Genomic DNA, 19,504 nt, shown 5'->3' with positions numbered 1-19,504 from the left:
CCCCTTTTTTATGTGCCGCACCCTGCTCAGTTGCGCTCGAGTGCATTCACCAAGTCATGGAACGCTTCGCGATTGGAGTCGTTGAGCCCCATTAGGATCTTGTGCGCTTCAAGCACTTTGACGCGAACCACTTCTTCGGACTGATCCTGTGAAGGCAAGTCCGTCAGGCATCCCGGGCACGGAATCGGCTGGCCAATGATGTTAAATACCTGATCGAAGCCCATCGACTCCAGCAGTCGGGTGATGTCTTCGTGGGTGGTGACAACCGTCGGCAGCAGGCCTATTTTTTGGCGCGACATAATCGACAGTTTCGCCAGCAAACCCAGTGTAGTGCTGTCGATACTGCGGGTCTCAGTGAGGTCAATCACAATGGCGTTGAAGTTCAACGCCGTGAAGATCCTCTCGATTGTTGCATCCAGTGCCGAACACAACGTCAGACGCACTTCACCCACAAACTTCAGGACAAAGGTGCCATCCTGTTCGGCGAACTGAATTCTACCGGTACTCATTTAAGATTCCTGCTTAACACCAACAGGGCGATATCATCCGGCATCTCCCCTAGCGTAGCTAATCCAAACACCTGGCGCAGACCATCCAGGCTGCCGCCCGCTGCCTTCACCAATTGAGGTAACGCAGCTTCTTTCTCTTTGAGCGTCGGCTCAGTCAAAAGGTCCAAAATTCCGTCAGACATCAGCGTAAGGCTGAAGGATTCCGGCAGTTTCAGAACCTGATCTTCATACGTGGCTTCGTTGAACAAACCAACGGGCAGCCCTCGCCCCTCAAGATAACTCACACTGTCTGGAGTGTAGAGCACCGGCAGTGGCAGGTGCCCGCCAATGCTGTAAGTCAGCAAACCGGTTTCTTCATCAATCACGCCGCCCACCATGGTCACGTGCTTGCCCAACTTGCAGTTGATCAGGCCACGGTTGATGTGCCCAAGCACCTCGGAGGGCTTGAACTCCGGCAACGTACCGTTGCGCTTGGATTCAAACAGCAAGCGGGTGGTCATGAACTTGAGCAACACCGTGACGAACGCTGAGGACGCACCGTGACCGGAAACATCAGCCAGGTAGAACGCGACCCGGCGCTCGTCGACCCGGAAGTAGTCAACAAAATCGCCAGACAGGTACAGGGACGGAATGATCTGGTGAGCGAAGTTGAAATCGTCAATGGACCAGGGGCTGACCGGCAGCATGTTCATCTGCACCTGACGGCCGGCGTTCTGGTCTTCCTGCAGCAAGTGCAGGCTGGCCTCAAGCTCCCGGTTGGCAGACTCAAGCTTGTCCCGATAGCGCTTGTTTTCGAGCTGTAACCTTGCACGATCTAGCGCACGGTGGACCGAGTGCTCCAGAACGGCAAGGTCTTCAAGCGGCTTGATCAGGTAGTCGGCAGCGCCAAGACGCAACGCCTCGACCACATCGCTCATTACGCCCGCACCGGAAATAACGATCACTGGCGTCTGCACAGACCGCAGGCTGACCTGGCGAATCAGCTCCAGGCCACTCATTTGCGGCATGCGCAGGTCACAGATGACTAAATCCGGCTGCTCTTGCTCGAACACCTGTAGCCCTTGCAAGCCATTACTGGCCTGAAGGACGCTGAAGCCGCTGTCTTCCAAGTAGGCCGCCAGACTGGCGCGTACTACTTCGTCGTCATCAATGATCAGCAGCGTGGCACTGGTTTTTTGCATGTGGGCAAACGGCGCCAGAATTAGGTTGCCGCGAGATCTCGAATACGTCGGACTCACGACTGAATTGGCTTGTGAACATCCCTGATTCAAATCGACTGTGTTGCTCGATCCTACAAAGGTGCCCGTGTAAGGCGCAGACGGTACTCCCATCCGCGGGGGGTTTCAAGCTCAGGCCGATGGTGGTTTGAGGTGTTCGTCACGTTAAATTCCCACGGGTTATAAGAACCTCGTTAACGGCAACTAAAACCTAGGTCTGAAAGGCTCTAAAGCGGAGTATTTCTCATCTGCAACATTAAAAAAAACGGCCGCTCGGGCCGTTTTTTATACAAGAGTCGAAGGATTTAAAAGTCGTCGACTACCTGACCGTCCTTGACCTTGAATTCACGGTTTTGCAGGTACGCATTACGGATAAAGACGTACTTGTCGCCCGTGATCAGTTTTTCGGCTGACAACAAGCTGGCGCGGGTATCAATCAAGTCCATGCCGATAGTCATGTTACGGGCCGGCACATCACTGATGTAGCGGTACGGTTCGGTGAAGGAGTCCGGGTAGATACCCACGGCATCACGTACGGTGCTAGGTCCCAGAAGCGGCAGCACCAGGTAAGGGCCGCTTTCAACGCCCCAACGCCCAAGGGTCTGGCCAAAGTCTTCGCTGTTGCGATGCAGGCCCATTTTGGTACCCAGATCAAAGAAGCCGGCCACACCCAGCGTGGTGTTGAGCAGCAGACGAGCGGTGTCTACACCGGCAGCATGGGGCTTGGCCTGCAGAACATCGTTGGCCAGGTTGCGGATGTCACCGATATTTCGGTACATGTTGTGGATGCCATCCTCCAGAAACTGCGGAGTGATGTACTGATAACCCTGAGCAAGCGGCTTCAGGGCATAGGTATCAAGGGTGTCGTTGAACTTGAAAACGACCCGGTTAAACCCTTCCCATGGGTCATCTTCCGTGGCGGCACTGGCAGCCAAGGGCAACATCGCCACACCGGCACATACAAATAGTTGAGCAAGACGATCAGTCCAGCGCATAGCAAAAACTCCCTGAAGATACTTAATACTTGGGCGCTATGCCCTGAGTCTGGCCATCAGTATAACGGCAAATGTCTTTTAGGCAGCCCCCAAGCAATACCCTAAACAGACTTGAGTAAAAGATAGACGCTCCTCAGCTCCAGGATTCTTTTAAAAACACCGGTTGGCCACCCAAAAAAGCAGGTACAAGGGATTGTGATAGAGATCATGCACTCCAGCCGCGAGTGGATTAATCTAGAAGCCCGCTTACAGACCTTTTGTTCATTGCGAAGGTCTATACCAGAGCCTATCAATAAAGGATGAATGCTATGCCTGCCCGCGAACTGCAACAACAACTCAACACCCTGCGCGAGCAACTGGAACAGAATCCCCCGCTCACTCAAGAAGAGCGTGATCATTTGAACCAGCTCTCGACCCAAATCCAGGCTCAAATCGACATTGAGAAAGCCACGAACGATTCCAGCCTGGCCGACAGCGTCAACCTCGCCGTAGAACGCTTCGAGGTCGACCACCCTACCCTGGCCGTCACGCTGCGCAACATCGTACAAACCCTGGGGAACATCGGAATCTGATTCCTCCCCGCCACAAACAATAAAGCCCCGGCTCACTGCACATGAGCCGGGGCTTTTTTTTACTGCTTGGCCAGTCAGATCACGGATTGACCGCTCAGTGCCAGGTCAAGCAACTCACGGTTGGCCACCGCGTACATCGCGTAATCGTTGCCAGTGGCAGCACGCAGATCGACCAGCATCGAGCGCCAGCGCTCAACCATCGAGTTGTTCTGCTCAAGCCACAATGCCAGACGCCCTTCGATGTCCTCGGGAGCATCAGCCATCTGCAGCACCGAAACGGTAATTGCACGCTGCTGCCAGTCGATATCGTCGCGGAACGCTTCACGGGCCAGCGCCTGCCAGTTGTTTTCAACCGGCAAGTTGCTGATCTGCTGCAAGTACCAGGTCAGGTCCAGTGCGCTGCCCACGGCGAAATACGCCTTCGCCACATCGGCAGCGTTCTGGCCAGTCACATCCGAGGCTTCGATAATCGGCAACAAGGTATACAGGTGCGTAGTACCCGCCACCATCCGCGCCAGCAATTCCGGCACGCCCGCGGCCACGTAAGCCTGATAACGGGTCTGCCAGCCTTCGCGGGTCGGACCTTCCAGCAGTTCGTCGAGCTTGAGACCCAACGCTGCCAGATGCGGACCGAAATGCGCCACATCACGCGCCGCATCCAGTTCGTTACGACGGCTGCGCAGGAACCAGCGTGTAGCACGGCGACCCAGACGCATCAGCTCATCCATCAGCGCCAGCTGGATTTCAGCCGGTACCTGATAGTCCAGTGCTTCGATCTGACGGAACCAGTGCGGGAGATGGAAAATGTCGCGCACGATGACGTAAGCACCCGCCACGTTCGCTGCACTCATGCCGGTCGACTCTTTCAAGCGCTCAACAAAGGTGATGCCCATATGGTTGACCAGATCATTGGCGATCTGGGTGCTGACGATTTCGCGCTTCAGACGGTGACGACGCATGGCTTCGGCAAACTTGCTGACCAGCATCGGCGGGAACGCGGTTTCCATGTCCCGGGTCAGATAGTCATCATCGGGCACCAGAGAGTTGAGCAAGGCTTCCTTGAGGTCGATCTTGCTGTACGAGATCAGCACCGACAGTTCGGCACGGGTCAGGCCATGGCCTGCTGCAACGCGCTCGTTAAGCTGCTCTTCAGATGGCAGGAACTCAATGGCACGGTCCAGCTTGCCACGAGCTTCCAGATCGTTCATCAGGCGCTTGTATTCGGCAATCCGCTCATAAGCACGACGGGCCGCCAACGAAATGGCCTGGGTCTGCTTGTAGTTGTTGCCCAGCACCAGACCGCCCACTTCGTCGGTCATGCTGCCCAGCAATTGATTGCGCTGCTTCTCGGTCATATCACCGGCCTGCACAACTTCGTTGAGCAGGATTTTGATATTCACTTCGTGGTCAGAGCAGTCAACGCCGCCGGCGTTGTCGATAAAGTCGGTGTTGGAACCACCGCCATTGAGGTTGAATTCAACACGGCCCAGCTGGGTCATGCCCAGGTTGCCGCCCTCACCCACTACCTTGCAGCGCAGTTCATTGCCATTGACGCGCAACGCATCGTTAGCCTTGTCGCCGACATCGGCGTGGCTTTCGCTGCTGGCTTTGACGTAAGTACCGATGCCGCCGTTCCACAACAGATCCACCGGTGCCTTGAGCAAGGCATTGAGCAGCTCGGTCGGTGTCAGCTTGTCAGCAGTGATTGCAAAACGCTCTTTCATCTCTGAGGAGATGGCGATGCTTTTTGCGCTGCGCGAGAAGATCCCGCCGCCCGCCGACATGATGCTGGTGTCGTAGTCTGACCAGGCCGAACGCGGCAGATCGAACAGGCGCTGACGCTCAACGAAGCTGTTGGCAGGCTCCGGATTTGGATCGATGAAGATGTGCAGGTGGTTAAAGGCCGCAACCAGTTGCAGTGTGTCCGACATCAACAAGCCGTTTCCGAACACGTCACCGGCCATATCGCCGACACCGACCACGCTGATGCTGTCTTTCTGGACGTTGATCCCGCGCTCTTTAAAGTGACGCTGCACGCCCACCCAGGCACCCTTGGCGGTAATGCCCATCTTTTTATGGTCATAACCGGCCGAGCCGCCCGACGCGAACGCATCGCCCAGCCAGAAGCCGTAATCGATGGCAATGCCGTTGGCGATGTCGGAGAAGGTCGCTGTGCCCTTGTCGGCCGCGACCACCAGGTACGGGTCATCGTCATCGTGACGAACCACGTTCAAAGGCGGTACCAGAGCACCGTCCTTGAGGTTGTCAGTGATGTCCAGCAAGCCTGAGATAAAGATCCGGTAGCAGGCAATTGCCTCAGCCTGGATCTCGTCACGACCGCCGCCCAATGGCAAGCGACGCGGTACGAAACCGCCCTTGGCGCCCACCGGCACAATGACCGAGTTCTTCACCTGCTGGGCTTTTACCAGGCCCAGCACTTCGGTACGGAAATCTTCTTCGCGGTCCGACCAGCGCAAACCGCCGCGAGCCACGTTACCGAAGCGCAGGTGCACGCCTTCAACCCGTGGCGAGTAAACGAAGATTTCAAACTTGGGCACCGGCTTTGGCAGCTCGGGGATCAGGTGCGGGTTGAACTTGAAGCTGAAGTACGAACGGTTGTGACCGTTGGCATCCGGTTGGTAGAAGTTGGTACGCAGCGTGGCTTTGATCAAGTCCAGATAACGACGCAGGATGCGGTCTTCGTTAAGCACCTGGACGTCGTCCAGTGCCGTCAGAATGGCCTGCTCCAGACGCTGTTGCTTGTCTTCCAGGTCTTCGGCCGTCAGCTTGCGCGCCAGGTAGAAACGGGTCTTGAACAACCGGGTCAACTCGCGAGCGATATCGGTGTGGTTGTTCAGGGTGCTGGCGATGTAACCCAAGTCAAAGCCCAGGCGGATCTGCTTCAGGTAACGGGCGTAAGCACGCAGCAACGCCACATCGCGCCACGGCAAGCCGGCGGTCAGTACCAGACGGTTGAACGCATCGTTCTCGGCATCGCCGCGCACGATATGCACGAACGCATCCTGCAGCGTGTCGTTGAGTTGCTGGATATCCAGATTCAAGCCTTCACCCGCGGTGAAAGCAAAGTCATGGATCCAGAACTCACGACCATTGGCATGACGCAGGCGGTACGGGAACTCACCCAGAACCCGCAGGCCAAGGTTTTCCAGAATCGGCAGCACATCGGACAGCGCGAGTGGCGTATCAGCGTGATACAGCTTGCAATGCAGTTCCTGACCGGCACTTTGACCCAGCGGCTGATAGAAACTCATCACCAGCGGGTTTTTTTCGCTCAGGCTCATCAGGTGCTGCATGTCGACCACGGCCGAGTGCGCGGCAAAGCGCTCGCGGTAACCTGCCGGGAAGCCTTTGGGGAAGTCAGACAGCACTTTGGTGCCGTTGGCCTCGCCGAAGCTTTCAACCACCAGGCTCGCATAGTCGTCCTGCCAGCTGCGGCAGGCCTGAACCACTTCTTTTTCCAACAGCAGCGGGTCGATATCGATCCGGTTCTTAGGATCAACCCGCAGAATCAGTTGCACGCGGGCCAGTACCGACTCTGAGAAGAAGGTCCAGAACTCGCAATCAGAAGCCTGCAGACGCTCCATCAGCACCTGCTGGATCTTCTGCCGCACCTCGGTGGAGTACACATCACGCGGCACGTACGCCAGGCAGTAGCAGAAACGGCCATACGGGTCTTTGCGCAGGAACACGCGAATCTTGTTGCGCTCCTGGATTTGTACGATCGACATCACGGTGGTGAACAACTCATCCACCGGCGTCTGGAACAAATCGTCACGGGGCAGCACTTCAACGACCTGGGCCAGTTCCTTGCCCAGGTGAGCCTTGGGCTGGAAGCCGGAGCGACGCTCGATTTCTGCAACCTTGCGACGGATATAAGGGATCACCCGCACGCTTTCGCCATACACCGAGGAGGTGTACAAGCCCATAAAGCGGCATTCCTTGATGACCTTGCCGTCGGCATCGATCTGGCGGATCGACACATAGTCCGGGTAAGCCGGGCGATGCACGCGGCTTGGATGTGCCGCCTTGGCAAACGACAACAGGGTCGGCATGCGCAGGTAGCTGACGGCGTAATCTTCAATTCGCAGGTCTTCGGCAGTCAGCCCCGCGCGCAGCAGCTTGGTCAGACCGAGGAAAGAGTCGGCGTCATATTCAATATGCCCGCCATCTGCCTCGTCACGTACCACAAATTCTTCGTAGCCCAGGAACGTGAAGTGGTTACCCACCAGCCACTCCAGGAAGCTTTTGACTTCGGCTTTCTCGTCGGTATCGACGGCGTACTGGCAGTTGTCGACACTGGCCAGCAACTCCTGCACCTTGGCCTTCATCGGCTCAAAATCAGCCACCGCCACGCGCACTTCACCCAGAACCTGTTCCAGTTCCTTGCTCAGCACATTCAATTCGGCAACATGGGCGCAGCGATCGATTTCCAGGTACATCAGCGACTCTTGCGAGACGCCTTCGCCAGCAGTGCCCTTGGGCAGGACCTCCAACAACTCGCCCTTGCTGCCGCGGCGAACGCTCAACACCGTGGTTTGCAGAGTGTGAATGCTGTAACCGCGACGGTTCAGCTCGGTACGCACCGAGTCCACCAGGAACGGCAAGTCGTGATGCAGCACTTCAACAGCAGTGTGCGTCGACTGCCAGCCATGGCGTTCGTAATCAGGGTTAAAGACCCGCACTTGCGGCTGTGCAGGGTCGAAGCGTTCCAACAGACGCCAGGCCGACAGTGTGCAGCCGGCCAGGTCGGACATCCGACGTTGAGTGAGTTCATCCAGAGAAATAATGCCGAAGAATTGCTCAGCGAACAGCGCCACTTGTGGCAGTGCCTGTTCACTGATGTGCTGCGCCAGTGCTGCTTGCAGTTGATGCTGGAAGTCGGCTTTGCTGGCTGCGGTGAAGAACGCCATCTGTGGTACTCCGCTTGGGCTTGTTATTGAGAGAAGCGTCGCATGCTGTTCCCGCGTGGGGAGCCGCCAATACTGTGCAAGGTCTATCTTGGCAGTTCACCTTCAACGCACAGCATGACAGGGAGGTGAAGCTGGCCGTGACCCACGGGTCACATTCACGTTCCAGGATGGGTATCTACAAAAACGACTGCCGGATAAACAGGCTGTGCCTTTAGAGATAACTATCACCGCGCAGCTTAACGATTGAGCCGCACCACCTGCTTACGGTGCGGCGACATATTCGGTCATCGGGACGCAACCTCAAGCGCTGTCAGTGAATAACCCTAGCATTCGCAAGCGAAAAACCTTCATAAAAGCACCGTACTTTCTGTGGTGAGTATCAGAAATAACTGACCATTTGCCCTGTTGCACCATTCAAACATGCACAAATCGGTTCAGGCTGGCAAAATCGGCCTCTGTTCGACTTACCCGCGCCCAGGGCGCCAGGAACTCCCCATGCAAATGACCACCGACCACCTGCTTGCCAACCCGTGCGATGACGAAGAAGACAACATGGCTATGTTGTGCTGCCACACAGACGGTGGCGAAATGTTCCTGATGACCCGCTACCCCGATGAAGACGAGCTGGAAATCACCCTTGAGGACGAGCCTTCCACACTGGACGGTGTGAAAGTCACCTTGAGCCCTACCCGCCTGCTGATCGAAATCGGTGCAGGCGATACAGACGTGCTCAAAGGCGACGACCACCTGGAAATCCACCACAGCACAGCGGCCGCAGACCTGGCAGAAGTCGAAGAAACCTTGCAGAACATCCTCAAGGGAACCGGCACCTACGTCAGCGAACTAAAATAACCCTCACTGAGCAAGGGAGCCCTGCAGGGCAGTCCGCATTGTGGGAGCGAGCCTGCTCGCGATGGTCTCAATGCGATGGGCCAGACAGGCCGCGTCGCCTGAATCGCGAGCAGGCTCGCTCCCACAGCTCTGCACCTCCACTGGAGCTCACAACCAGATGCAGAATTGGTGCAGGCGATACAGACGTGCTCAAGGGAACAGGCACCTACGTCAGCGAACTAAAATAACCCTCACTGAGCAAGGGAGCCCTGCAGGGCAGCCCGCATTGTGGGAGCGAGCCTGCTCGCGATGGTCTCAATGCGGTGGGCCAGACAGGCCGCGTCGCCTGAATCGCGAGCAGGCTCGCTCCCACAGTTATGCATTTCCACTGGAGCTCACAACCAGATGCAGAATTGGTGCAGGCGATACAGACGTGCTCAAGGGAACAGGCACCTACGTCAGCGAACTAAAATAACCCTCACTGAGCAAGGGAGCCCAGCAGGGCAGCCCGCATTGTGGGAGCGAGCCTGCTCGCGATGGTCTCAATGCGGTGGGCCAGACAGGCCGCGGCGCCTGCATCGCGAGCAGGCTCGCTCCCACAGCTATGCACTTCCACTGGAGCTCACAACCAGATGCCACCGATCTTCGACGCTCACTGCCACATCATTGATCGCGCTTACCCGTTAATACCCAACAACGGCTATCTGCCTGATTTTTTCAGTGTCAATGACTACCTGTCGCGAGTTGAACCATTGGGCATCGTCGGCGGCGCCGTGGTTTCGGGTTCCTTTCAGGGGTTCGATCAGACTTACCTGATCGCTGCCTTAAAGCGACTGGGGCCAGGCTTTGTGGGCGTCACCCAGCTCGCGGCCAGCGTTACTGATGCAGAACTGCACACGTTGCACCAGCACGGTGTGCGCGGCCTGCGCTTCAACCTCAAGCGCGGCGGATCAGAACAGCTCGACCAGCTCGAATCCTTGGCCAGACGCGTGCATGAGCAAGTCGGCTGGCATTCGGAGCTGTACATTGATGCTCGCGAGCTGGCCGGTATTGAGGCCCGCCTGCGACGCTTGCCAGCACTGAGCATCGATCATCTGGGATTAAGCCACGAAGGCCTGCCCTGCCTGCTGCGCCTGGCTGAACACGGAGTTCACATCAAGGCCTGTGGCTTTGGCCGGGTTGATTTTGATGTCGCACCCGTACTGCAACAGATACACAGTGCCAACCCAAACGCCCTGATGTTTGGCACCGACCTGCCCTCAACCCGCGCCCCCCGGGCCTTCGAAAACAGCGACATCACCTTGCTGATCGACGCACTGGGTGAATACGGTGTCCGACAAGCCCTGTGGCACAACGCCCGCAGGTTTTACGGCCTGTGAGCGGCTTCTGTGGGAGCGGGCTTGCTCGCGATGACGTCGCTACGCACGGCATCGCAATCAAGTTTTCGCCCACGGGTATCTGAAATTGCTGTTGCGGCCCCCTCACGGCTCATCGCAATCACACTGCCCACAATAATCGCTGCACCCAGCAACACCCCAGGCGACACCTTGCTGCCCAGGATCAACGCCGCCATGACCATGGCCACCGGCGGAATCAAGTACATCACCCCCACCGATCGACTGATCTGCGTGTGCGACAGCACATAGCCCCACAACAAATACGCCAGAGCGCTGGGGAACAATCCCAGAAGCAGAACGGCCCCATTTACCCGCGCCGGCGCATTCAGGACCTCTTCCTTAAGCCCGGGCCAATAGACACACAGCATCAGCGTCCCGGCCCAAATCATGTAGCAAACAATGGTCAGCGGGCTGTAGCGATTGCAGTAGTGCTTTTGCAGCGCGAAATAGATGCTCCATGACAGCGCGGCCAGCAACAGCAACAACCCTTCAGGCCGGAACTCCCCTACCCCCTTGTCGGCCCAGATGACCACCAACACACCCGCCAGCCCCACAGCTACCCACGACCAGCGCCAGCGGCTCACCGACTCCTTGAGAAACAGGGCCGCAATCAGCGTACTGAACAGCGGCGCCGTTTGCGCGAGTACACTTGAGGCCCCGGGACTGACCCAACGCTGCCCCATGTTCAGCACCACGTGATGCAGCACCACCGCAAAGAAACCCAGCATCATCAGCCACGGCACGTCCCGCAGCCGGGGCAGGCCGATGCCCATACACAGCGCAATCACTGCCATAAACGCCGAGGCGATTAAAAAGCGCAGCAAGGCCAGATGTCCCGGCGAGTAACTTTGCAGGCCAATATGGATACCAATCGGTGAATAGGCCCAGCACAGCACTACAGCGGCCATCGCGGCGGCAAGTTTGATCGGGAGCGACACGTTGACGACCTGTAAGTCAAATGAAGTGGCATCCAGTGTTTATCGCGCTCGCAACCACCCACAAGTGAGATATAAAGAGCCCAGAATTCATCAGGAGTGAACAATGGAGCTAAGCCAGTTGCGCATGGTCAAGGCCGTGGCCGAGTGCGGCAGCATTGCACTGGCCGCCCAGCAGTTACATTGCGTGCCCTCCAACATCACCACTCGCATCAAACAGCTTGAAAGCGAACTGGGGACCGCGCTTTTCACCCGCGCTGGACGAGGGTTATGCATCAGTGCGGCGGGCCAGGTATTTCTGGGTTACAGCGAGCAGATCCTGGCGTTGGTCGATCAGGCAAAACGTGCCGTTGCGCCCCATGCCGTGCCGACCGGCAACCTGCGAATCGGCGCAATCGAGTCCTGTGCTACAGGGCGATTGCCGCCGCTACTGGCGCAGTTTCATAAACGCTACCCCCAAGTGGCACTGGAGTTGGTCACCGGCAAGTCGCAGCAACTGCTTGATGATGTGAAGCACCACCGTCTGGACGGCGTGCTGGTTGCAGGCCGCATCGACCTGCCCAAACTGTCCAGAACAACGCTGTATCACGAGCAACTGGTGCTGATCGCAAGCCCCGAACTGGAGCCCCTTTCACAGCTGGGTGACGTGCATCGGCACACCGTATTCATGTGGCCTATTGGCTGCCCGTACCGCGCGGCACTGGAGAACTGGGTGGCCGAGCACCGACTGGAAATCAACACCGTTGATTACGCTAACTGGGGCAGCATCATTGGCTGCGTCAGCGCAGGTGCCGGGCTGGCACTGGTGCCGGAGGGCATCCTGCAACGTTTTGACGGCACCGCCCATCTGACCACTTATCGTTTTGCCGAACTGGCGCCCATGCCCAACCTGTTTTTCTGGCACAGCGAAACCGGTCTTCACGGCCCACGGGATGCCTTCGCTGCGCTGTTGACGGAGCATTTTGCAGAAAATCACGCCCCCTTAGCCTAACCGCGGAGTGGGAAAGAGTAGGCCCGCGCTCACTCTGCGGTTAAACAATTTGTCTAATCGACGCCCAATTTAACGACACTGCGCCCCCTCAAGTCCCCGTGCAGATGAGCACCATTCTCAACAACCCGGCGCTTTTCAGGTTTTTCCATAAAAAGCCCCACCGCCATTAGTCCGCAGCACCCTCAATGGATTAAAGTAACGCCCCCAGCCCCGGTGTAATTCTTGCGCCGCCGGTGTCCTTTTCAGGAACAGTCATCGATGGAACATCGTGAAGCGCTGCTTGCGCTGCGAACCTTTCTCTCAACGCAGATCCTCGGTCAGGAAAAGCTGATCGACCGCCTGCTGATCGCGTTGCTCGCTGACGGTCATATGCTCGTCGAAGGCGCGCCGGGTCTTGCCAAGACCAAGGCCATCAAAGAGCTGGCTGAGGGCATTGAAGCGCAGTTCCATCGAATCCAGTTCACCCCCGACCTGCTGCCTGCCGACATTACCGGCACCGAGATCTATCGCCCCGAAACCGGCAGCTTCGTGTTTCAACAAGGCCCGATTTTTCACAATCTGGTGCTGGCGGATGAAATCAACCGTGCCCCGGCCAAGGTGCAGTCGGCCTTGCTGGAAGCCATGGCAGAGCGTCAAGTCAGCGTGGGGCGCAGCACTTACGAGTTGTCACCGCTGTTTCTGGTCATGGCCACACAAAACCCTATCGAGCAGGAAGGCACTTACCCGCTGCCCGAAGCCCAGCTCGACCGCTTCCTGATGCACGTCAAAATCGGCTTTCCGGACGCTGCCGTCGAACGCCGCATCCTGCAGCAGGCCCGTGGCGAAGCCCTCAACGGTGAAACCAAACCCGAGCGGCGGGTCAGCCAGCAGGCCATTTTTGCCGCGCGCAAGGAAATCCTTGGTTTGTACATGGCCGATGCCGTGGAGGAATATCTGGTGCAGTTGGTGATGGCGACCCGGACTCCAGGGAAATTCGACCCCGAAATGGCTGAATGGATCGCCTACGGCGCCAGCCCCCGTGGCTCGATTGCGCTGGATCGTTGCGCGCGGGCCCACGCCTGGCTGGCCGGACGCGACTTCGTCAGCCCCGAAGACATTCAGGCCGTGCTGTTTGACGTGCTGCGTCATCGCATCATTCTGTCGTTTGAAGCCGAGGCCGCCGGTATCGATCAAGACCGCGTGGTGCAGCGCATCCTCGACGTCGTTGCCGTTGCCTGACCGATGAACAACCCCCTGCCCGCCGAACCCGGCATCCGCGTCACACTCGCCGAATTGATCGAGATGCGCAATCGGGTACGCGAAGTGCAACTGTTCTCCTCCCCCAGCCAGCGCAGCCCGCTGGTGGGGTTGCACCACTCTAAATTACGCGGGCGCGGGGTCGACTTCGATCAGGTGCGGGTCTACCAGGCCGGGGACGATGTGCGCACCATCGACTGGCGCGTGACGGCGCGCACCCAGGAACCGCACACCAAAATGTTCCATGAGGAACGCGAACGGCCGATCTTTATCCTCGCCGAACAAAGCCGGCGGCTGTTTTTCGGTTCGGGATTGATGTTCAAGTCGGTACTCGCCGCCCAGGCTGCCAGCCTGATTGGCTGGGCCGCACTGGGCCACAACGACCGCGTCGGGGGTTTGGTGTTTGGCGACCACGAACACTATGAAATCAAACCCCGGCGTAGCAAACAAAGCCTGCTGCAACTGCTTAACCGCCTGGTGAGGGTCAATCAGTCCCTGCACACCGAAGTGCAATCAGACCGCGATGCACTGGGCATGGCGCTGATCCGTGCCCGCGAGGTGCTACGCCCCGGCAGTTTGGTGATCGTGATCTGTGATGAGCGCGGGCTTACCGACGCCGCCGAGCAGCAACTGAGCCTGCTGTCGCGCCATTGCGACTTGATCCTGCTGCCCCTGTCCGACCCGCTGGATCATGCCCTGCCCGCTGCCGGCCTGTTGCGCTTTGCCGAGCGCGGCGCGCAACTGGAACTCGACACCCTCAATTATGATTTGCGCCAGGCCTACCGTGCCCAGGCCGAAGCCCGTATTGCCCGCTGGGAACTGCTGGCGCAAAAGCTGCGTGTGTTGCTCATGCCCCTGAGCACCCAAAGTGAAATGGTCGAACAACTGCGCGAATACCTGAACGCCAAACGCCCCGGCAAAACCTCATGAAAGAACTTGAACAGTTGCAGCCCTTGATCACTCCTCCGGCGATTGGCCTTTGGCCGCCAGCCCCGGGCTGGTGGTTGCTGCTCATTGTTCTGCCTGCACTGGGCTGGTGCCTGTGGTGGTTACGCCGCTACCTGCCTGCCAAACGTCAGCCGGGCCGTACCGAGCAACCTCTGGACCCGGTCCGCCTGGCGGCCCTCGAGGAACTGGCGCGTTTTCCGAAACCTTACGACGGTGCGCCCGCAGGTGCCTGGTTGCAACAGCTCAACGGCCTGCTCAAGCGTTTGTGCCGCAACCACTACCCCTACAGCCAGAGCCACACACTCAATGGCCGCAAGTGGCTGGCATTCCTGGATAACCGCTGCCCGGCTGCCGGATTGACGCGCTGGATGGTGCTGGTTGAAGGCGCCTATAAGCCCGAGTGCAAGCTCGACGACAAAGCCATCGCCGGGCTCAATCAAGCGGTTGAAACCTGGATTCGCAAACATGTTTGAATTTGCCTGGCCGTGGCTCTTCGCCCTGCTGCCCCTGCCCTGGCTGATGCGCCTGGTGCTGCCCGCCGCCGACAGCGGTGAGGCAGCGCTGCAGATCAGCTTTCTGGGCGACCTCGAAGAACTGGCCCGGCGCAAGGCGCGAGCCACCCTGCCTTCGTGGCGCCAGCAAACCCCCTATATGCTGCTCTGGCTGTTGCTGCTGACCGCCGCCCGCCCGCAATGGCTGGGCGAGCCGCTGCCCATTGCCGCCAGCGGCCGTGATTTGCTGGTTGCGGTCGATGTCTCGGGCTCGATGGACTACCCGGATATGCAATGGCAAGGCGAAGACGTCAGCCGTCTCGATCTGGTTAAAAGCCTGCTCGGGGACTTTCTTGAAAAACGTGAAGGCGACCGTGTGGGGCTGATCCTGTTCGGCAGCCAGGCCTACCTGCAAGCGCCCCTGACCTTCGATCGGCGCACCGTGCGCACCTGGCTCGACGAGGCACGCATCGGCATCGCCGGTAAAAACACCGCCATCGGCGATGCCATTGGGCTGGCCCTCAAACGCTTGCGCCAACGCCCGGCACAAAGCCGGGTACTGATCCTGATCACCGATGGCGCCAACAATGGCGGTCAGATCGACCCGCTGACCGCTGCACGCCTGGCCGCCGAGGAAGGCGTAAAAATCTACCCGATCGGCATTGGAGCCGACCCGGAAGAAAGCAGCAGCAAGGGCATGTTCACTATCAATCCCGGGGTGGACCTCGATGAGCCAGCGCTCGAAGAGATCGCCAAAATCACCGGTGGCCAATACTTCCGCGCCCGTGACGGCGGCGAACTGGCAGCCATCAAGGACACCCTCGACCGGCTTGAGCCCGTGGCCCAACAGCCCACCCAGGCGCGACCGGCGCAGGCACTCTACAGCTGGCCATTGGCGGCGGCCCTGCTGCTGAGCGTGCTGTTGGTGATCCGTGAACTGTGGCCCAACAACCCTGTACAACGCTGGCTGAGCAAGGACCATTTTCTGCAACAGCACCCTGACTGGCGCGCACGACTCAAACGCCTGCGTTTGCGGAGGCGTCGATGAGCGCGCTCTGGCCCCACTGGTTTCGCCCCGAATGGCTGCTTGTCCTGCCGCTGCTCGGATGGCTGCTATGGAAGCGCTGGCACCGTGAAAAACGCGCAGGCCGCTGGCAGATGATCCTGCCGGTCGCTTTTCATCGCGTACTGCTCAGCGGCGGCAACGGCCGCAACAGCAAGCTGCCCTGGATTGCCCTGGGGCTTGGCTGGCTGCTGGCCCTGCTGGCGTTACTGGGCCCCAGCTGGCAGAGGGTCGAACAGTCCACCCAAAAGCCCGCCGACCCGCTGGTCGTCATGCTGGAACTGACCCCGCACATGCTCGCCACCGACAGCTCGCCCAACCGGCTGGAACAGGCGCGCCGCAAGATCTACGACTTGCTGCAAAACCGTACCGATGCGCAAACCGCCGTGATCGTCTACGCCGGCAGTGCCCACACACTGGTGCCGCTGTCCGATGACCTGGCCACCAGCCGCAACCTGCTTGAAGCCCTCAAGCCGTCGATCATGCCGCAACCGGGCCATCGCGCAGATCTTGCGGTCACCAAGGCCCTTGAGCTGCTCGATCAGGGCGCACTGGGCGAAGGTCGTTTGTTGCTGATCACCTCCTCGCTCAGCGATCAGGAGCGAAGCGGCATCCGCCAGGCCTTGAGTGGCCATGCCCCGCAACTGTTGGTTCTCGGAGTGGGCAGCCGCGAAGGCTCCCCGGTGGTGGATGAAAGCGGGGAGTTCCTCAAGGACGATCAGGGCGCCATTCTCCTGCCCCGCCTGGACAGCCCAAGCCTGCGGGCGTTTGCCCTGGATGTGGACGGTCGCTATCGTCAGGCACGGCTGGATGACAACGACTTGCGTGGCCTGGGCCTGCTTGACGGGCCGCAGCACCTGCGTGATGACGGCCAGACCCTGCATCTGGACACGTGGGCTGACCAGGGTTACTGGTTGCTGTTGCCGCTGTTGTTGCTGGTGGCCTGTGCCGGGCGGCGTGGCTGGCTGTTCTGCCTGCCCTTGCTGTTGATACTGGCGCCCCAGCCCGGCTACGCCATGAGCTTTAGCGATCTCTGGCTGCGTCCCGATCAACAAGGCATGCGCCTGCTACAGCAAAAAAAACCACTTCAAGCACTCGAGCACTTTAGCGACCCTCTCTGGCAAGGAGTGGCGTTGTATCAGGCAGGCGACTATGCCGGAGCGGCCCTGCGATTTGCCGAGGTCAACAGCGCCAGCGCGCACTATAATCGCGGCAATGCACTGGCCATGAATGACGAACTCGAAGCCGCCATCGATGCCTATGAGCAAGCGCTCGAACTGCAACCCGAGCTTCAGGCCGCCGCGCAAAACAAAGCCATCGTCGAGCAAATACTCGAACAACAGCGTGCTCAGGCCCAGGCGGAGGCCGAAAAAACCCCCGAGCCGCCTCCTGCGCCTGCCGAATCGCAAACCCCGCTCAGCACCAGCGCTCAGGGCGCGTCCAGTACCACCGGGCAAAATGAGGACAACAACTCCGCTACCAGCCCAACCACCGAGGCGCCCCCGGACGAGCCCCTCAACCCCGGCGCCGAAGCCGAAGCCGACAATGAGCCCGGTGACGAACAGACCACGCGCCCGCCCGCACCGGCCGCCAACCAGACCGACGAAGAACAGCGTCAGGCACTGGAACAATGGCTCAGACAGATTCCCGACAACCCCAGCGAATTGTTGCGCCGCAAATTCTGGTACGAACAGCAGCAACATCAGGACACGCCTAAATGAACCGCCTCTGCGTTTTACTTCTTTTGCTGTGTTGCTGGACCTTGCCGGCGCACGCCCGGGGATTGGTTGCCAGCGTTGACCGAGACCAGCTCAACTCAGGTGAAACCGTCGAGCTGACACTGGAGTCCAACGACGTCACACTGTTTGGCAAGCCCGACCTGACGCCTCTGGACAACGTGTTCGAAGTGCGCGGCACGCGCCAGGTCAACCAACTGACCAGTCTCAGTGACGACAACAAAGCCACTACCCGCTGGATCATCACCCTGCAGCCCAAACAAACCGGCACCGTGATCATTCCGGCGCTGCACGTCGGTGAATACCACAGCCAGCCGATCAACCTGACTGTGACCCAGAGCGTGGCCAGCGAAAACGAGCTGGCACCGGTATTTATCGAAGTCAGTCTGGATCAGCCCAGCGTCTACGTGCAGGCCCAGGCCCTGCTGACCCTGCGCGTCTACCATTCCGTGGCGCTCTACGACGACAGCAGCCTGACCCCCTTGCACATTGATGACGCCGTCGTCGAGCAACTGGGTGAGTCGCGCACCTATGAAAAGCTGATCAACGGCGTACGCCACGGCGTGATCGAGCGCCGCTACGGTATTTATCCGCAGCGCAGCGGCGAGCTGATGATCCCGGCACAGACGTTCAGCGCCACACAAGTCGACAGCCAGCAATCCACGGCCCCCGCCCCCCTTGGGCCCAAGCCCGGAAAGCTGCTGCACGTGACGTCGACCGAAATCCCGTTGACCGTCCTGCCCAAGCCCGAGACGTATCCGCCCAATTCCCCTTGGTTGCCCGCGCGCAGCCTGAGCATGAGCGAAACCTGGAACCCTGAGCCAGACCACACGCTGGTGGGGGACTCTCTGACCCGGACCCTCACCCTCAAGGCCGAAGGCCTGTCCAGCGCCCAGTTGCCGCCCCTGCCCGCCACGGATGTCAACGGCTTGCGGCGCTACCCAGACTTGCCGCAGTTGAGCAATCAAGTCACCGAAAACGGCCTGATCGGCAGCCGCGAAGAGCGCGAGGCGCTGGTGCCGACACGGGTTGGCCAAATCGAATTGCCCGCCGTCGAGGTGGTGTGGTGGAACACCCACGAAGACCACCTGGAGCGTACTTACCTGCCCGCCCGCACCTTACTGGCGGCGGCCAACCCCAACCTTGCCGTGGACACGCCTGTCAGCGGTTCCGTGGCGGCCATGAGCGAAGAGTCGTCGCTATGGATCTGGCAGCTGTGCACCCTGTTCCTGGCCTGCACTACCCTGGCGAGTCTGGGTTTGTGGTGGCGTGCCCGCTGGCAACCCGCGATCCTGCGTGCGGCGCAAACCGGGCCCAGCCCGCGCACCCTGCTCGACGACCTTAAACGCGCCTGTCTTGCCAACGATCCGCATGCCACACGCCAGGCGCTCGATGCCTGGGCACGGCAACAACCCGAAACCCTGGCCGACATGGCGGCGCGTTTCGTGTTGCTGTCTGACGCCCTCGATGGGCTCAACGGCGCGCTGTACAGCGAAACCGGCCAGTACTGGCAAGGCGAAGAGCTGTGGAAAGCCATTCGCAGCATTCCTGCCACCGAGCGCGAACAAGACGCTGGCAGCGAGCCGAGCAGCCTGCCGCCGCTCTACCCCAAATAATTTCAAGGCAACCCGAGGACCGCACGAGCGAGCGGG

The 19,504-nt window shown here is 59.3% G+C and carries 15 protein-coding genes; 10 read left to right on the top strand and 5 right to left on the bottom strand.

Going from position 1 to position 19,504, the window contains the following annotated elements:
- Window positions 1-26: 26 nt before the first annotated feature.
- From rssC to TU76_RS15840, 3 genes are all read right to left on the bottom strand, one after another.
- Entirely contained in the window at window positions 27-509 is a 483-nt protein-coding gene (rssC, locus tag TU76_RS15850) for an anti-sigma factor antagonist RssC (RefSeq protein WP_019821881.1), read from the bottom strand.
- Window positions 506-1,690: a two-component system response regulator RssB gene (rssB, locus tag TU76_RS15845; RefSeq protein ID WP_019821883.1), complete on the bottom strand. Its 1,185-nt coding sequence runs from the start codon at window positions 1,688-1,690 to the stop codon at window positions 506-508. Before rssB ends, rssC begins: the two co-directional genes overlap by 4 nt.
- 341 nt (window positions 1,691-2,031) lie before the next feature.
- Entirely contained in the window at window positions 2,032-2,721 is a 690-nt protein-coding gene (locus TU76_RS15840; protein WP_019821884.1) for an MlaA family lipoprotein, read from the bottom strand.
- Window positions 2,722-3,029: 308 nt separating this feature from the next.
- Here TU76_RS15840 and TU76_RS15835 point away from each other — a divergent pair, with 308 nt between their 5' ends.
- Complete coding sequence (locus TU76_RS15835; RefSeq protein WP_048352053.1) at window positions 3,030-3,293, top strand: DUF4404 family protein; 264 nt, start codon at window positions 3,030-3,032, stop codon at window positions 3,291-3,293.
- Window positions 3,294-3,367: 74 nt separating this feature from the next.
- Here the strand turns inward: TU76_RS15835 and TU76_RS15830 are convergent, their stop codons facing one another.
- Window positions 3,368-8,224: an NAD-glutamate dehydrogenase gene (locus TU76_RS15830; protein ID WP_048352052.1), complete on the bottom strand. Its 4,857-nt coding sequence runs from the start codon at window positions 8,222-8,224 to the stop codon at window positions 3,368-3,370.
- Between the two features lie 495 nt (window positions 8,225-8,719).
- Between TU76_RS15830 and TU76_RS15825 the strand changes: the two genes are divergently transcribed.
- Window positions 8,720-9,076 carry a hypothetical protein gene (locus TU76_RS15825; protein WP_019821890.1) on the top strand — a complete coding sequence of 119 codons (357 nt, stop codon included), beginning with the start codon at window positions 8,720-8,722 and terminating at the stop codon, window positions 9,074-9,076.
- Between the two features lie 611 nt (window positions 9,077-9,687).
- Window positions 9,688-10,434: an amidohydrolase family protein gene (locus TU76_RS15820; RefSeq protein ID WP_048352051.1), complete on the top strand. Its 747-nt coding sequence runs from the start codon at window positions 9,688-9,690 to the stop codon at window positions 10,432-10,434.
- Here the strand turns inward: TU76_RS15820 and TU76_RS15815 are convergent.
- Entirely contained in the window at window positions 10,422-11,360 is a 939-nt protein-coding gene (locus tag TU76_RS15815) for a DMT family transporter (RefSeq protein ID WP_048352089.1), read from the bottom strand. The two genes, TU76_RS15820 and TU76_RS15815, sit on opposite strands and share 13 nt — an antisense overlap.
- A 133-nt stretch (window positions 11,361-11,493) precedes the next feature.
- On the opposite strand from TU76_RS15815, the gene TU76_RS15810 reads away from it, so the two are divergent.
- The 7 genes from TU76_RS15810 to TU76_RS15780 all read left to right on the top strand — a co-directional run bounded on the left by TU76_RS15810 (window position 11,494) and on the right by TU76_RS15780 (window position 19,468).
- Window positions 11,494-12,378, top strand: a complete 885-nt coding sequence (locus TU76_RS15810; protein ID WP_048352050.1) for a LysR family transcriptional regulator — start codon at window positions 11,494-11,496, stop codon at window positions 12,376-12,378.
- A 258-nt stretch (window positions 12,379-12,636) separates the two neighbouring features.
- The gene (locus TU76_RS15805) at window positions 12,637-13,596 is read left to right on the top strand and encodes an AAA family ATPase (protein ID WP_016780594.1); all 960 of its coding nucleotides are present in this window, start codon (window positions 12,637-12,639) and stop codon (window positions 13,594-13,596) included.
- A 3-nt stretch (window positions 13,597-13,599) separates the two neighbouring features.
- Window positions 13,600-14,544 carry a DUF58 domain-containing protein gene (locus TU76_RS15800; RefSeq protein WP_048352049.1) on the top strand — a complete coding sequence of 315 codons (945 nt, stop codon included), beginning with the start codon at window positions 13,600-13,602 and terminating at the stop codon, window positions 14,542-14,544.
- Complete coding sequence (locus TU76_RS15795; RefSeq protein WP_019821896.1) at window positions 14,541-15,035, top strand: DUF4381 domain-containing protein; 495 nt, start codon at window positions 14,541-14,543, stop codon at window positions 15,033-15,035. Before TU76_RS15800 ends, TU76_RS15795 begins: the two co-directional genes overlap by 4 nt.
- The gene (locus tag TU76_RS15790) at window positions 15,028-16,101 is read left to right on the top strand and encodes a vWA domain-containing protein (protein ID WP_048352048.1); all 1,074 of its coding nucleotides are present in this window, start codon (window positions 15,028-15,030) and stop codon (window positions 16,099-16,101) included. Before TU76_RS15795 ends, TU76_RS15790 begins: the two co-directional genes overlap by 8 nt.
- On the top strand, window positions 16,098-17,837 hold the full coding sequence (locus TU76_RS15785; protein WP_048352047.1) for a VWA domain-containing protein: 1,740 nt from the start codon (window positions 16,098-16,100) through the stop codon (window positions 17,835-17,837). The genes TU76_RS15790 and TU76_RS15785 overlap by 4 nt, the downstream gene beginning before the upstream one ends.
- Window positions 17,834-19,468: a BatD family protein gene (locus TU76_RS15780; protein ID WP_048352046.1), complete on the top strand. Its 1,635-nt coding sequence runs from the start codon at window positions 17,834-17,836 to the stop codon at window positions 19,466-19,468. Before TU76_RS15785 ends, TU76_RS15780 begins: the two co-directional genes overlap by 4 nt.
- Window positions 19,469-19,504: the final 36 nt, after the last annotated feature.

The organism is Pseudomonas psychrophila, assembly GCF_001043005.1.
GTDB classification, from domain to species: Bacteria; Pseudomonadota; Gammaproteobacteria; order Pseudomonadales; family Pseudomonadaceae; genus Aquipseudomonas; species Aquipseudomonas psychrophila.
Note: the sequence above shows the minus strand (reverse complement) of the source record. Positions and strands in the feature narration are given on the sequence as shown.